Source organism: Micromonospora zhanjiangensis (assembly GCF_042650605.1).
GTDB classification, from domain to species: domain Bacteria; phylum Actinomycetota; class Actinomycetes; order Mycobacteriales; family Micromonosporaceae; genus Micromonospora_J; species Micromonospora_J zhanjiangensis.
In genome coordinates, this window is record NZ_JBHSBN010000005.1 from 242,730 (window position 1) to 255,696 (window position 12,967).

Sequence of the window (12,967 nt, forward strand, 5' to 3'; positions counted from 1 at the left end):
TGCCGCCCCCGATCGACACATGACCGGCGCACAGGGCTCACACAGGATCGCCCGTTCTTCGTCACCACCGCGTCACGGACCCGTCATCGCCAGGGCGTGACCGGCCGGGCCCGGCCGGTGACCTGTCGGTGACGCCGGCGGCTGCATCGTGACCAGCGGATCGATCGCGAGGTCAACCGTCGCCGATGACCCGCTCCCACACCACGAGGAGTACCAGATGACCGGAATCAGCGAGCAGCGGTACGTCGCGACGACCGCCGACATCACCGCGATCCTGGTCCGCAACTGCGGGCTGGACGCGGACCTGGCGGCCGGGTCGCCGCAGGCATCCCTGGAGGAACTGGGCATGGACTCGCTGGCGTTGCTCGAACTGCAGGCGGTGGTGGCCGACCGCTACCAGGTACGGATACCCGACGAGGCCCGGCATCTGAGCATCGGCGAACTCGCCGAACTGGTGGACCGCTCCAGCGACGACGACCCGACCGACGGCACGCCCGGGCACACCGAGAACAGCGTGCTCATCGCCGCCCCGCTGGCCCTGGTCTGGGAGGTGACCAACGACCTCAGCCGGTGGACCGACCTGTTCACCGAGTACCGGTCGGTGGACGTGCTGGCCCGGCACGGGGACACCGTCCGGTTCCGGCTGAGCATGTTCCCGGACGACAACGGCGTGGTCTGGAGCTGGGTCAGCGAACGCACCATGGACCCGACCCGGTACGAGGTGCACGCGCACCGGGTGGAACCGGGGCCGTTCGAGTACATGCGGATCCACTGGCGCTACACCGAGGAACCGGGCGGCACCCGGATGACCTGGGTGCAGGACTTCGCGATGCGGCCCACCGCACCGGTGGACGACGCGCAGATGACCGAGCGGATCAACACCAACAGCCGGCTGCAGATGGACATCATCCGCGACAAGATCGAGCGGCTGGCCGCCGAGCGGGCCGCGGATCAGGCCGGCGCCGGCGTACCGGCCCAGCCCGGAGCCGGGATCGACGTACCCGCCGGAGCCGGCCATGAGTGAGCCGGGGGACCGGGTCCGGGTGGCCGTCCGGGACGTCCCGCCGGACCGCCGCCGGGGCGCCGAGATCCGGGTGCTGCTCGGTCCGCGCACCGTGGGCAGCGGTGCGGGCTTCCTCGGCGTGGCCGCGCTGGAGCCGGGGGAGCGGATCAACGAGCACTACCACCCGTACAGCGAGGAGTTCCTCTACGTCGCGCGCGGCGCGATCACCGTCGACCTGGACGGCCGGCCGGTGCCGCTGGCCGCCGGGGAGGCGCTCTTCGTGGCGGTGAACACCCGGCACCGGCTGCGCAACACCGGCGCGGAGCGGGCCGAGGTGGTGTTCAGTCTCGGACCGTTGGCGCCCCGCCCGGAGCTGGGCCACGTGGACACCGAGGGACCGGCGGTGCTCGGCCCGCCACCCGGCCCACCGGTCGTCGCGCAACCCGGCGGGACCGGCCCGGTCGACCGGACGGGGGTCGGGACGTGAGACCCCGGCGGACGGTGGTGACCGGGATCGGGGTCGTCGCGCCGGGCGGCGTCACCCGCAAGCAGTTCTGGTCGGCGATCGTCGAGGGACACACCGCGACCCGGCGGATCACCTTCTTCGACCCGTCGCCGTTCCGGTCCCAGGTGGCCGCCGAGTGCGACTTCGACCCGGTGGCGGCCGGGCTGACGCCGCGCGAGCGGCGCCGGGCCGACCGGTACGTCCAGTTCGCGCTGGCCGCCTCGATCGAGGCGGTGCACGACAGCGGGCTGGAGCTGACCGAGGAGACCCGGCAGCGGGCCGGCGTGGTGCTCGGCACCGCGGTCGGCGGCACCATGGCCCTGGAGCAGGAGTACGTGCTGGCCAGCGACTCCGGCGCCGAGTGGCTGGTCGCCCCGGACCGCGGTACGCCGTACCTCTACCAGGCGCTGGTGCCGAGCAGCCTGGCCGCCGACGTGGCCTGCCGACACGGGCTGCACGGGCCGGCCATGGTGGTCTCCACCGGCTGCACCTCGGGCATCGACGCGATCGGCTACGCGCACCAGCTCATCGCCGACGGCGAGGCGGACGTGGTGGTCACCGGCGCGTCGGACAGCCCGATCTCACCGGTCACGGTCGCCTCGTTCGACGCGATCAAGGCCACCACCCCGGACAACGACGATCCGGCGCACGCCTCCCGGCCGTTCGACGCGGGACGGCAGGGGTTCGTGCTGGCCGAGGGGGCGGCCGTGCTGGTGCTGGAGGAGTTGGCGCACGCCCGGGCCCGGGGCGCGCACGTCTACTGCGAGCTGTCCGGCTACGCCAACCGCAGCAACGGCTACCACATGACCGGGCTGCGTCCGGACGGCGTGGAGATGGCGCTGGCCGTCGGCGCGGCGCTGGCGCAGGCGCGGGTCGACCCGCAGGACGTCTCCTACATCAACGCGCACGGCTCGGCCACCCGGCAGAACGACCGGCACGAGACGGCGGCGTTCAAACGGGCCCTCGGCCCGGCCGCCTACCGGGTGCCGATCAGCTCGATCAAGTCGATGGTCGGGCACTCGTTGGGGGCCATCGGCTCGATCGAGATGGCGGCCTGCGCGTTGGCGATCGAGTTCGGGGTGGTCCCGCCGACCGCCAACTGGGCCAACCGGGATCCCGAGTGCGACCTGGACTACGTACCGAACACGGCCCGGGACGTCCCGGTCGAGGTGGCCTTGTCGGTGGGCAGCGGATTCGGCGGCTTCCAGTCGGCGATGATCTTCCAACGGCTGCGGGAGCTGGACCGGTGACGACCGTCGGCGTGCCGGTGGTCACCGGCATCGGGGTGGTCGCGCCGACCGGCACCGGCGCCGCCGAGCACTGGCGGACGGTGCTGGCCGGCGAGCACCGGATCCGCCGGATCAGCCTGTTCGACCCCGACCGGTACGCCACCACGCTGGCCGGCGAGGTGGCCGACTTCGACCCGGCGCGCTGGGCCGACAGCCGCCGCACGGTGCAGACCGACCGGTGGACCCAGCTCGGTTTCGCCGCCACCCGGCTCGCCCTGGCCGACGCCGGGCTGCCCGAGGTGGCCGACGAGCCGTACGCGCGGGGTGTCACGTTGGCCAGCTCGTCCGGCGGGAACCTGTTCGGGCAGCGGGAACTGCAACGGCTGTGGAGCCAGCCGTCCCGCACGGTCGGCGCGTACCAGTCGATCGCCTGGTTCTACGCCGCCAGCGTCGGGCAGATCTCCATCCACCACCAGTTCAAGGGTCCGTGCGGGGTGCTCGCCAGCGAGGCGGCCGGCGGGCTGGACAGCCTGGCGCACGCCGCCCGTACCGTCCGGCGGGGTACCCCGGTGGTGCTGGCCGGCGGCACCGAGTGCCCGCTCAGCCCGTACGCGCTGGTCTGCCAGCTGCGCGGCGGTCTGCTCAGCGCGGGCACCGACCCGCGCCGGTCGTACCGGCCGTTCGACGCCCGCGCGAACGGCTACCTGCCCGGCGAGGGCGGGGCGGTGTTCGTGGTGGAGGACCTCGCGCACGCGCTGCGCCGCGGCGCACCCACCATCTACGGTGAGCTGGCCGGCTGGGCCGCCACCCACGACGCCCGACCCACCAGCACGGACGGTGACGTCGATTCCGGGCAGTACGCCCGGGCGATCCGGCTGGCCGTCGAGCGCGCCGGGCTGTCCCCGGCCGAGGTGGCGGCGGTGTTCCCGGACGCGCTCGGCGTGCCCCGGTACGACCGCGCCGAGGCGGCCGCGTTGCGGACCGTGTTCGGTGCGCAGCCGCCGCCGGTGACCACCCAGAAGCCGCTGCACGGGCGGGCGCACCAGGGCGGTGCGGCGCTGGACGTGGCGACCGCGCTGTTGGCCCTGCGGCACGACCTGCTGCCGCCGACCGCCGCCCCGGACCGGCCGGCGTCCGGGTGCGAGGTGGACTTCGTCCGGCGGGCCCGGCCGCCGCGCACCGGCGCCGCGCTGGTCTGCGCGCGTGGCTTCGACGGCTTCAACAGCGCCCTGCTGGTCCGGCGGCCGGCGACCGGTCCGCACGGCGCGACCGCCGGGTCGGTCGGGGGGACCACGTGATCAGGGCGATGTGGCGGATCCGGGTCCGCCCGGGCCGCGCCGACGCCGTGGTCGGGGTGTGGCGGACGGTTGTCGACCGGATCGGGGCGTTGCCCGGGAACGTGCTGCACGACCTGTTGCGGGACGCCGATGATCCGTACTCGTTCACGGTCGTCACCGAGTGGGTCGACGAGGCCGCCTGGCGGGCGTACCGGGACGGGCCGGTGGCCGCCTGCCTCACCGACGCGCTGGACGCGCTGCGCGAGCCGCCGACCCGGGCGGACGTCGGCGCGGACGCCGACGGGCAGCTCGTGCTCCGCGAGGTGTTGTCCGGCGCCGCCGAGTTCCGGGCACCGGGTGCGGCGGCACCGTCCGGAACGGCCCCCGACGGCCGCGCAGGGGCGGCGGCCCCCGACGGCCGAGGGCGGGCGGCGGCCCCCGACGGCCGCGTGCGGGCGGCGGACGCCGACGGTACGGCGGTCTTCGTGGACGTCGAGATCGTCGTGCCGGCCGACCGGCGGGTCGAGTTCGACCGGGGCTACCCGCAGGTCGCCGCCCGGGTCGCCGCGGTGCCCGGCTACCGGCGCGAGTACCTGCTGCGCGAGCCCGACTCGGACGTGTACCACATCTTCGCCGAGTGGGCCGACGAGGCGGCCTTCCGCCGCTGGATCGGCAACCCGGCGCACGCCCGGGAGGAGGCCGGCCCGATCGCGCCGTTCCTGATCGAGTTCCGCCGCCGCATGTTCCACCACCTGCCGCAGGCCGAGAAGAACCCGCCGACCCGTCCCGCGGACGGCCGGGAACCGGGTACGGACAAGGAGAGCGATGTGCACACCACAACGGACGTACTGATCGTCGGGGCGGGACCCACCGGGCTGACCGTCGCGGTGGAACTGGCCCGGCGCGGCGTCGACTGTCGGCTGATCGAGAAGCAGGCCGTCCCGCCCGGGCAGGCCGACAAGGCGATCGGCATCCACTGCCGCACCATGGAGATCTGGGCGGACCAGGGCATCGCGCGGGAGGCGATGGACGCCGGGATCTGGTTGACCGGGAACACCGTGTACGTCAACGGTGAGCGGATCCACCAGATGAGCTGGGAGTTGCCGGATCTGCCCTACGGTCACCTCGGCCTGCCGCAGTACGAGACCGAACGGATCCTCACCGAACGGTTGGCCACCCTCGGCGTACGGCCGCGGCGCGGCACCGAACTGGTCGGCTTCGCCCAGGACGCCGACGGCGTGACGGCCACCGTGACCACCGCGGCCGGCGAGACCGCGACCGTACGGGCGAAGTACCTGCTCGGCTGCGACGGCGCGCACAGCCGGGTCCGGGAACTGCTCGGCCTGACCTTCTCCGGCGGCCTGGGCCGGTTTCCCCAACTGTTCATGCTCTGCGACGTGGACGTCGACTGGGACATGCCCGACGGCCACCTGCTGCGGTTCCTGCACGAGACCGACGGGCGGATGGACGGCATGCTGGTCTGCGTCCCGCTGCGCGGCGAGTCCCGGTACCGGATCGCCACCCTGGCTCCGCCCCGGTTCTTCGCCCAGACCGGCGGGCAGGACGCGCCGCCGGGATTCAGCGAGGAACTGGCCGAACCGACCCTCGACGACCTGCAGGTCGCGCTGGACCGGCTGGCCCCGCCCGGCACCCGCGCGTCGAACCTGCGCTGGTCGTCGGTGTTCCGGATCAGCCACGGCATCGTGGACCGGTACCGGGACGGCCGGGTCTTCGTGGCCGGCGACGCGGCGCACCTGCACCCGCCGGCCGGTGGCCAGGGGATGAACACCGGCATCCAGGACGCCTGGAACCTGGGCTGGAAGCTGGCCCTGGCGGTGCGCGGCACCGCCGCGTCCGGGCTGCTGGACAGCTACGAGGCCGAACGCCGCCCGGAGGGCGAGGAGATCGTCGGCCGCGCGGTGCGGATGGCCTTCACCGACGAACTGGACCGCGACGACCTGCGCCGGCAGTTCCTGCAGGAAATGGGCATGCTGCTGAGCTACCCGGACAGCCCGATCGTGGGCGAGTCGCTGTCCGCGCCGGACGCGCTGCGCGACGGTCCCCGGCCCGGCGACCGGGCGCCCGACGTCGGCGGCCTGCGCCGCCAGGGGGTCGCCCACGACCTGCGGCTGCGGGACCTGACCCACGGCACCCGGCACACCCTCCTGCTGTACGCGGACGGCACCGCCGGGGCGGCCGTCCTTGCCGGCCTGGCCGTCCTGGCCGCCGACGTGCGCCGCCAGTGCGCCGGTGACGTCGACGTGTACCTGCTGCTCGGCCCGGACGCCCCGGACCCGCGGCTGCTCGACCCGCCGGTGCTGCGCGACGCCGCGGGCGGGTTCCGCACCGGGTACGGCGCCGCCGGCAGCGCCCTGTACCTGGTCCGCCCGGACGGTCACGTCGCGTTCCGCAGCCGCCCGATCGACGGCGACGCGCTGGTCAAGCACCTGCAACTGGTCTTCGGTGGTGCCCGGTGACCCGGGTCCGGACGGTGCTCGCGATGCGTACCCGATCCGGGTGTGAGCGGCGGTTCGAGGCCGAGTGGCGGGCGGTGGCCGAGGAGATCCGGGACCTGCCCGGGTGCCTGCGGCAGGACCTGGTCCGCGACGCGGACGACCCGCGCAGCTATCTGGTGATCAGCGACTGGTCCGACCGGGAACGGCTGGACGCCTTCGGCCGCAGCGACCTGCGCGACCGGCTGCTGCGGGTGATCCGTGAGCTGCGCGAGTCCGCCGACCGGCACACCTACGACGTCCTGCACAGCGTGCCCAGCCGACCCGGGGAGCAGACATGACCGAACAACCACCGGGGTTGGCCGCGGCCGACCTCTACACCGACGAATTCGCCGCCGACCCGTATCCGGCGCTCGCCCGGCTGCGCCGGGACGCCCCGGTGTGCCCGGTGTCCTCGCCGCGCTTCGACTCGTACCTGATCACCCGGTTCGACGACGCGAGCGCGGCGCTGACCGACCCGAGACTGTCCAAGGACCTGTACGGGCCCGGCCGGCAGTACCTGCGGATCTTCGGCCCGAACTCGGAAGGGCTGAACAAGAACATGCTGAACGCGGACCCGCCGGAGCACAGTCGGCTGCGCCGGCTGGTGTCGCAGGCGTTCGCGCCGCGCCGGATCGAGGCGCTGCGGCCGCGGGTGCAGCGGATCGTCGACGACCTGCTCGACAAGATCGTCCCGCTCGGGCAGGCCGAGCTGATGCGCGACTTCGCCATCCCGCTGCCGATGACGGTGATCTGCGAGCTGCTTGGCGTACCGGTGGCCGACCACGACCGGGTGCTGGAGTGGACCCAGGTGATCCGCACCTCCGGCTCGTCCCGGCGACCGCCCGAACAGGAACGGGCGGCCGTGCAGGAGGCGCAGGCGTGGCTGCACGGCTACCTCGCCGACCTGGTCCGGGCCAAGCGCGCCCGGCCGGACGACGCGATGGTCAGTGCCCTGATCGAGGCCTGCGACTCCGGCGGGAAGCTGTCCGAGGCGGAGCTGGTCACCACCACGTTCCTGCTGCTGTTCGCCGGGCACCAGACCACGGCGGACTTCCTCGGCAACGCGGTGGTGGCCCTGCTGACCCATCCGGCGCAGCTCGCCCTGCTGCGCGCCGACCCGGAGCTGCTGCCGGCCGCCGTCGAGGAACTGCTCCGATTCGACGGGCCGCTGCCGGTGGCCAGCCCGCGGATCGCGACCGAGGATCTCGACCTGCGCGGGGTGCGCGTCCCGGCCGGTTCGATCGTCGGGGTGGCGCTCAACGCGGCCAACCACGACCCGGCCCAGTTCGTCGACCCGGACCGGCTGGACCTGCGCCGGGAACGCGGCCCGCACCTCGGTTTCGGCCACGGGGTGCACTACTGCCTCGGCGTCTCGCTGGCCCGGATGGAGGCGCGGATCGCCATCGGGTCCCTGCTGCGCAGGTTGCCGGGGCTGCGCCTCGGCGTACCGGTCGACCGGCTGCGCCGGCTGCCGGCGGCCTCCCCGTTCCGGGGGCTGCTGGAGCTGCCGGTGCGCTTCACCCTCTGAGCCCGCCAACCCCAGTCGCAAGGAGAGCTGTCATGACCTTCCGCAACGTGATCGTGTGCCGCATCGTGCCGGGCAGTGAGAGCAAGGTCGGTGAGGTGTTCGGACACTACGACCGGGCCACCCGGCCGCAGGACCTCGGCGTGATCGGCCGTACCCTGCTGTCGTTCCACGGCCTGTACATCCACCTGATCGAGCGGGTCGCGGACCCGAAGGTGACCGGCCAGACCCGCGGCCTGCCGGCGTTCCAGCAGATCGCCGAGGAGATCGCACCGTACGTCACGCCGTACCCGAGCTACTGGAAGAACCCGTCCGACTCGGTGGCCAAGGAGTTCTACCACTGGGCGCCGCCCGGTGGGCCCGAGCCGGACCAGGCGACGGCCGCGGCGAACCGGACCGTCATCGTGGCCCGGATCAAGCCCGGCGCCGAGCCCGAGGTCGCCCGGATCTTCGGCGAGTCCGACGCCGGGCAGCTGCCGGTCCAGTTGGGCGTCACCGGCCGCTGGCTGTACGCCATCGACGACGTGTACGTACACGTGGTGGAGCGCCGGCCCGACGCGGACGCGATCGCCGAGAGTCACGACCGGCCGGCCTTCTCCAAGATCATGGATGATCTGCGGCCGTACATCAGCCCGTACCACCCGGCGAGCTGGCACGGCCCGGACGACGCGGTGGCCACCCCGTTCTACCGCTGGCAGGCCGAGGACTGACCGCCGGCCCCACCTGCAGATCCGGCTGACCCGCTATATACTCGCGTATATGGGGGATCGGTATGATGTCGAACTGGAGCCCGAGGTTCGAAGGTGGTTGGACACGTTACCGATCCCCGCATACCGGACGGTTGAGTACCATGCAGACCGGCTCGCCGGCTCGCCGACCACGCTTGGTGAGCCGTACAGCAAGCATCTGCGGGGGGCGGTCCGTGAGCTGCGCTTCCACCTTGGCCGGACCGCCTGGCGAGTCACCTATTGGCTCGCGCCTCAGCGCCGGATCGTGCTGTTGACGGTATTCCGCAAGACCCGAGGCAAGGAGACGGGCGAGGTCGAGCGCGCCGTCCACGCCCAGAGGGTGTGCCAAAACGAGCATCGGCGGGCGACACATCTCTACGACCGTGACGGGGAGTAAATCATGAAGGGGTATCACACCAACTGGAATGTTCCGGACGCGCATCGGGAGAGCCCCGAATACGTCGAGGCCGGCGCCCGCATCGCCCTCGGCCAGGCGGTCTATGACCGGCGAACGGCCCTTGGGATCAGCCAGGCCGAGCTTGCCGCCCGGGCCGGCACCACGCAGACCGTGATCTCGCGGTTGGAGGGCGGTGCGGTCACGCCGACGCTTCCTCTGCTGCATCGTCTGGCAGGTGCGCTGGAAGGTGAACTCGACATCAAGATCACGGGCACGAGCACCCGCGCCGAGTTCCCGCTCGCCTCGTAGCGGCCGACCGACCTCCGCCAAGACGCGGAGGCGCGCCCGGCCGGTGGACAAGGCGGCCGGGCGGCGGGTTTGCTGGGTGGATGCTGGACGCGGTGGTGGTGGGGGCCGGGATCGTCGGACTGACCAGTGCGGTCCGGCTCGCCGAGGCCGGGGCGCGGGTCGCGGTGCTGGCGGCCGACCTGCCCCGGGAGACGGTGTCCCGGGTGGCCGCCGCCGTCTGGTATCCCACCCACACCCGCGCCGACCCGCGGGTGCTCGGCTGGGCCGCGGCCACCTTCGACGAGTTCACCGCGCAGGCGGCCGCCGGCGTGCCCGGGGTGGTGCCGCGCCCGACCCGGATGCTGCTGCGCACCCCGACCGCCGGACCGCCGTGGTGGTCGACCCCCGTCGGCGACTTCCGCGCCGCCGGACCCGCCGGCCTGCCTTCCGGGTACGTCGGGCAGTGGCTGTTCACCGTGCCGTCGGTGGAGATGGCGCCGTACCTCGACTGGCTGGTGGAGCGGCTGCGGGTGGCCGGCGGGACGCTGCGTCGCCAACGGCTGAGCACCCTCGCGGAGGCGGCCGGCGAGGCGCCGCTGCTGGTCAACGCCACCGGGCTCGGCGCGCGGACACTGGCCGACGACCCGACCGTGCACCCGATCCGGGGGCAGATCGTGCTGGTCGCCAACCCCGGCCTGGACACCTCGATCCGCGACGAGGACGACCCGGCCGGGCAGACGTACGTCCATCCCCGCTCCCGGGACGTGGTGCTCGGCGGCACCTTCGAGCCGTACGAGTCGGGAACCGTGCCGGACCCCGACGTGGCCCGCGCGATCCTGCGGCGTTGCGCGGCGCTGGTGCCGGAGCTGACCGACGCGCCGGTGCTCGGCCATCTCGCCGGGCTGCGGCCGGGCCGGACGGCCGGGCCCCGGGTGCAGGCCGATCCGCGTCCGCTGCCGGGCGGCACCCGGGTGATCCACAACTACGGACACGCCGGGGCCGGGATGACGTTGAGCTGGGGATGCGCCGACGAGGTCGCGGCGCTGGTCGACGGCAATGGCTCCACGGGTACGCCGGGCCGAGACGATGTCGAGTGAGGAGGTGATCGTTAGTCATCGATCGATAAGCGGGTCTTCCGGAACGTCAAGACACGGACCCTCATGGCCGTCGCGGCGGTCGCAGTTGCCGGCGCTGTCGGGTAGCGGCAATCCGCACCACACCCGTCGGCGCAGCAACTGGGTGTCCTCTGCCGATAGCGTGATCTCCGCCAGATCGAGCACCGACACATGACTCAACGACTCGCGCATCGTCACCGCCAACTCCTCTGCGGCCTCCGGCGAGGTGAGCGTGGTCGGCAGGTGCAGGATCCACCGTGGCCCGGTCACTGTGGCCGCCGGCTGTTCATCCGTAGCCACGGCTCGGTGAACCGACACCCGTTGTGCCGCTCCTTCCACAACCGCAACCCCTGCCGAACCCGTACCAACTCGGCATGCGAGGTCGTCGCCTCCCGTTCCAGCCGCGCGATCTCGTCCGCCACCTCGCCCAGAAACGCGTACACCTGATCCGGATCCAGACCCCGCCAGCGGGTGCCGAACACCCGCGACCGCACCTGGTACGGCGCCAACCGGTCCGACCACGACTTGTAGATCACCCCCACCTCCAGTCCGCTGCTCTCGGGAGTCCTCTCGAATGACTTGATGTCGGAGCAGCGCTCTGGCCCATCCCGAGTCACCTCGGCCAAGCTGACCGCTGCCCCGACCGGGGACCCGTCCGCAGTGCCTAGCTGGGGCGTTTCCCTCCCGATACACCTTACCGACGTTATTGGTAAAGTCAACGTTGCCCTTGAAGTCCTCCCGGCTGCCGTGATCAAATGTGTGGGCCTAGCTGGGAGTACTTCGCATGCCCACACCACGAAAGTTTGAGCCGCACTACCGGCGGATCATCGCCGACATCAGGGAACGGATCGCCTCGGGCGAATGGCCGCCCGGCCACAAGCTGCCCTCGACCAAAGCCCTCGCCGAGCTGTACGAAGTGGGTAGCCAGTCGACGGTCCGTCAGGCCATTACGATCCTGATCGAGACCGGCGAACTATACGGACATCAGGGGCTTGGGGTCTTCGTGCCGGACGGGAAGTAGAGGGGACTGGAACTAGACTCCCGATCCGGCCCGCAGCCGGTGCGGCCAGGACGGGGGACGGGGAATGAATGCCGAGGATCGGCTCGGACGAGCCAGGGCGCGCTACGAACAGGCCGTCTACGGTGGTCACGCCGACGGCCTGACCGACGCCGAGCGGGAGCTGGACGCGCTGGAGGCCGATGCCGCGCTGGCCCGGGGGCGGATCCTGCACGCCCGGTTCCTCCACGAGCGCGCCGGCGCCGGTCCGGCACCCGTCGAGGATCCGGCCGAGTTGCCGTTGTTCGAGCGGGCCGTCGAGCTGTACCGGGCACTGGGCGACGTCCGTGGTGAGGCCGAGGCGTTGTTCTGGATCGGTTGCCTGCATCAGGTCATCCGGCGGGACAACGAGACGGCGGTTCCCGCGCTGGAGTGGTCGTACCGGCTGGCGGCGGAGGTCGGCGACGAACGGACCCAGGCCGAGGCGTTGCGGCATCTGGGCATCGCGGCACACCTGGCCGGGCGACTGGACGAGGCGCGCGAGCGGCTGGAGGAGTCGTCCCGGTTGCGCCGGGAGATCGGGGCCCTGCCGGGCGTGGCCGCCAACCTGGTCGGGCTGGCCTACATCGCCGCCGCCCAGGACCGCCGGGCGGACGCGCTCGCGACGCTCGACCAGGCCCAGACCATCGCCCGGGCACACGGCGCCTACGCCATCGTGCGGCAGATCGAACAGGCGCGTACGGCGGTCTGAAGGCACGATCGCGGGCCGGTCCGATGTGGAGCGGCCTTCGTACGATGGCTGCCATGGATGTCACCATCGTGATCAACGCGGTCGCGGCCGCGGTCTCGGTGCTCACCGTCGGGGTCTCGGCGTTCTTCGCGTTGCGGCAGTTGCGCCTGTCGCAGAGCGCCAACCACACCCTGGTCGCGATCGAGCTGCTCACCCGCGACCGGATGAGTGACACCTTCCTGGAGAGCCAGCAGTACGTGCTCTCCGAGTTGGCCGCGGCCGGCCCGACCGACGTACCGGTCAGCGAGCTGCCGCCCGAGGCCCGCAAGCACGTGAACCGGATCGCGCTCTACTACAACGGGCTGGGCCAGATGCTCGCCTTCAAGGTGATCGACCCGGCCCTGCTGCTCGGCACCGGCGGCTACCGCGCCCGCGAGGCGTGGGCCGTGCTGGAGCCGTACATCCTGGCCGAGCGGGTGGTACGCGGCGTGTCGTACCTGTCGAACTTCGAACATCTGGTCGTGCTCGCCACCGAGACGCCGTGGCCGGTCGCGGTGCGCAAGCTGGGCCTGCGCCGGTTCGACCGCTACCCGGCCGACCTGGGGCTGGTGGCTGGATCCAGCGGCGTGGCCGGCGTGGCCGGTTCGGGCGACGCGACCGGCTGAGGCCGCCGAAAAG

16 protein-coding genes are annotated in these 12,967 nt (G+C 72.6%); 14 read left to right on the top strand and 2 right to left on the bottom strand.

Features of this window, described 5'->3' with window-relative positions; genetic code table 11:
• The first annotated feature begins 217 nt into the window (after positions 1–217).
• The 11 genes from ACFOX0_RS10350 to ACFOX0_RS10400 all read left to right on the top strand — a co-directional run bounded on the left by ACFOX0_RS10350 (position 218) and on the right by ACFOX0_RS10400 (position 10,544).
• Positions 218–1,024, top strand: a complete 807-nt coding sequence (locus ACFOX0_RS10350) for an SRPBCC family protein (protein ID WP_377544036.1) — start codon at positions 218–220, stop codon at positions 1,022–1,024.
• The gene (locus tag ACFOX0_RS10355; protein ID WP_377544039.1) at positions 1,017–1,490 is read left to right on the top strand and encodes a cupin domain-containing protein; all 474 of its coding nucleotides are present in this window, start codon (positions 1,017–1,019) and stop codon (positions 1,488–1,490) included. Before ACFOX0_RS10350 ends, ACFOX0_RS10355 begins: the two co-directional genes overlap by 8 nt.
• Positions 1,487–2,758 (top strand): beta-ketoacyl-[acyl-carrier-protein] synthase family protein, encoded by a 1,272-nt coding sequence (locus ACFOX0_RS10360; RefSeq protein WP_377544041.1) that lies wholly within the window; start codon positions 1,487–1,489, stop codon positions 2,756–2,758. The genes ACFOX0_RS10355 and ACFOX0_RS10360 overlap by 4 nt, the downstream gene beginning before the upstream one ends.
• On the top strand, positions 2,755–4,035 hold the full coding sequence (locus ACFOX0_RS10365) for a beta-ketoacyl synthase N-terminal-like domain-containing protein (protein ID WP_377544043.1): 1,281 nt from the start codon (positions 2,755–2,757) through the stop codon (positions 4,033–4,035). The genes ACFOX0_RS10360 and ACFOX0_RS10365 overlap by 4 nt, the downstream gene beginning before the upstream one ends.
• Positions 4,032–6,491, top strand: a complete 2,460-nt coding sequence (locus tag ACFOX0_RS10370; protein ID WP_377544045.1) for an FAD-dependent oxidoreductase — start codon at positions 4,032–4,034, stop codon at positions 6,489–6,491. Before ACFOX0_RS10365 ends, ACFOX0_RS10370 begins: the two co-directional genes overlap by 4 nt.
• A 23-nt stretch (positions 6,492–6,514) precedes the next feature.
• A complete protein-coding gene (locus ACFOX0_RS10375) occupies positions 6,515–6,808 on the top strand; it encodes a putative quinol monooxygenase (protein WP_377544047.1) in 294 nt (97 codons plus the stop codon).
• On the top strand, positions 6,805–8,037 hold the full coding sequence (locus ACFOX0_RS10380; RefSeq protein ID WP_377544049.1) for a cytochrome P450 family protein: 1,233 nt from the start codon (positions 6,805–6,807) through the stop codon (positions 8,035–8,037). The genes ACFOX0_RS10375 and ACFOX0_RS10380 overlap by 4 nt, the downstream gene beginning before the upstream one ends.
• Before the next feature lie 32 nt (positions 8,038–8,069).
• Positions 8,070–8,744 carry a TcmI family type II polyketide cyclase gene (locus ACFOX0_RS10385; protein ID WP_377544051.1) on the top strand — a complete coding sequence of 225 codons (675 nt, stop codon included), beginning with the start codon at positions 8,070–8,072 and terminating at the stop codon, positions 8,742–8,744.
• A 49-nt stretch (positions 8,745–8,793) separates the two neighbouring features.
• A complete protein-coding gene (locus ACFOX0_RS10390) occupies positions 8,794–9,159 on the top strand; it encodes a type II toxin-antitoxin system RelE/ParE family toxin (RefSeq protein ID WP_377544054.1) in 366 nt (121 codons plus the stop codon).
• Positions 9,160–9,162: 3 nt separating this feature from the next.
• Entirely contained in the window at positions 9,163–9,468 is a 306-nt protein-coding gene (locus ACFOX0_RS10395) for a helix-turn-helix domain-containing protein (RefSeq protein ID WP_377544057.1), read from the top strand.
• 80 nt (positions 9,469–9,548) lie between these two features.
• Entirely contained in the window at positions 9,549–10,544 is a 996-nt protein-coding gene (locus ACFOX0_RS10400) for an FAD-dependent oxidoreductase (RefSeq protein ID WP_377544060.1), read from the top strand.
• Between the two features lie 15 nt (positions 10,545–10,559).
• On the opposite strand, the gene ACFOX0_RS10405 is transcribed toward ACFOX0_RS10400, so the two are convergent.
• Positions 10,560–10,760 (bottom strand): hypothetical protein, encoded by a 201-nt coding sequence (locus ACFOX0_RS10405; protein WP_377544063.1) that lies wholly within the window; start codon positions 10,758–10,760, stop codon positions 10,560–10,562.
• A 68-nt stretch (positions 10,761–10,828) separates the two neighbouring features.
• Positions 10,829–11,098 carry a DivIVA domain-containing protein gene (locus ACFOX0_RS10410; protein ID WP_377544065.1) on the bottom strand — a complete coding sequence of 90 codons (270 nt, stop codon included), beginning with the start codon at positions 11,096–11,098 and terminating at the stop codon, positions 10,829–10,831.
• 248 nt (positions 11,099–11,346) lie between these two features.
• On the opposite strand from ACFOX0_RS10410, the gene ACFOX0_RS10415 reads away from it, so the two are divergent.
• The 3 genes from ACFOX0_RS10415 to ACFOX0_RS10425 all read left to right on the top strand — a co-directional run bounded on the left by ACFOX0_RS10415 (position 11,347) and on the right by ACFOX0_RS10425 (position 12,954).
• Entirely contained in the window at positions 11,347–11,583 is a 237-nt protein-coding gene (locus ACFOX0_RS10415; protein WP_377544067.1) for a GntR family transcriptional regulator, read from the top strand.
• Between the two features lie 64 nt (positions 11,584–11,647).
• A complete protein-coding gene (locus ACFOX0_RS10420; protein WP_377544069.1) occupies positions 11,648–12,310 on the top strand; it encodes a tetratricopeptide repeat protein in 663 nt (220 codons plus the stop codon).
• Positions 12,311–12,363: 53 nt separating this feature from the next.
• Positions 12,364–12,954, top strand: coding sequence for a DUF4760 domain-containing protein (locus tag ACFOX0_RS10425; RefSeq protein ID WP_377544071.1), 591 nt, complete (start codon positions 12,364–12,366; stop codon positions 12,952–12,954).
• Positions 12,955–12,967 lie beyond the last annotated feature (13 nt).

Excerpts from the sequence above, each read along its gene's own strand:
- ACFOX0_RS10355 (WP_377544039.1), top strand. The coding sequence starts at position 1,017 with ATGAGTGAGCCGGGGGACCGGGTCCGGGTGGCCGTCCGGGACGTCCCG.
- ACFOX0_RS10395 (WP_377544057.1), top strand. The coding sequence starts at position 9,163 with ATGAAGGGGTATCACACCAACTGGAATGTTCCGGACGCGCATCGGGAG.
- ACFOX0_RS10350 (WP_377544036.1), top strand. The coding sequence starts at position 218 with ATGACCGGAATCAGCGAGCAGCGGTACGTCGCGACGACCGCCGACATC.
- ACFOX0_RS10400 (WP_377544060.1), top strand. The coding sequence starts at position 9,549 with ATGCTGGACGCGGTGGTGGTGGGGGCCGGGATCGTCGGACTGACCAGT.
- ACFOX0_RS10385 (WP_377544051.1), top strand. The coding sequence starts at position 8,070 with ATGACCTTCCGCAACGTGATCGTGTGCCGCATCGTGCCGGGCAGTGAG.
- ACFOX0_RS10375 (WP_377544047.1), top strand. The coding sequence starts at position 6,515 with ATGCGTACCCGATCCGGGTGTGAGCGGCGGTTCGAGGCCGAGTGGCGG.
- ACFOX0_RS10420 (WP_377544069.1), top strand. The coding sequence starts at position 11,648 with ATGAATGCCGAGGATCGGCTCGGACGAGCCAGGGCGCGCTACGAACAG.
- ACFOX0_RS10390 (WP_377544054.1), top strand. The coding sequence starts at position 8,794 with ATGGGGGATCGGTATGATGTCGAACTGGAGCCCGAGGTTCGAAGGTGG.
- ACFOX0_RS10380 (WP_377544049.1), top strand. The coding sequence starts at position 6,805 with ATGACCGAACAACCACCGGGGTTGGCCGCGGCCGACCTCTACACCGAC.
- ACFOX0_RS10425 (WP_377544071.1), top strand. The coding sequence starts at position 12,364 with ATGGATGTCACCATCGTGATCAACGCGGTCGCGGCCGCGGTCTCGGTG.
- ACFOX0_RS10415 (WP_377544067.1), top strand. The coding sequence starts at position 11,347 with ATGCCCACACCACGAAAGTTTGAGCCGCACTACCGGCGGATCATCGCC.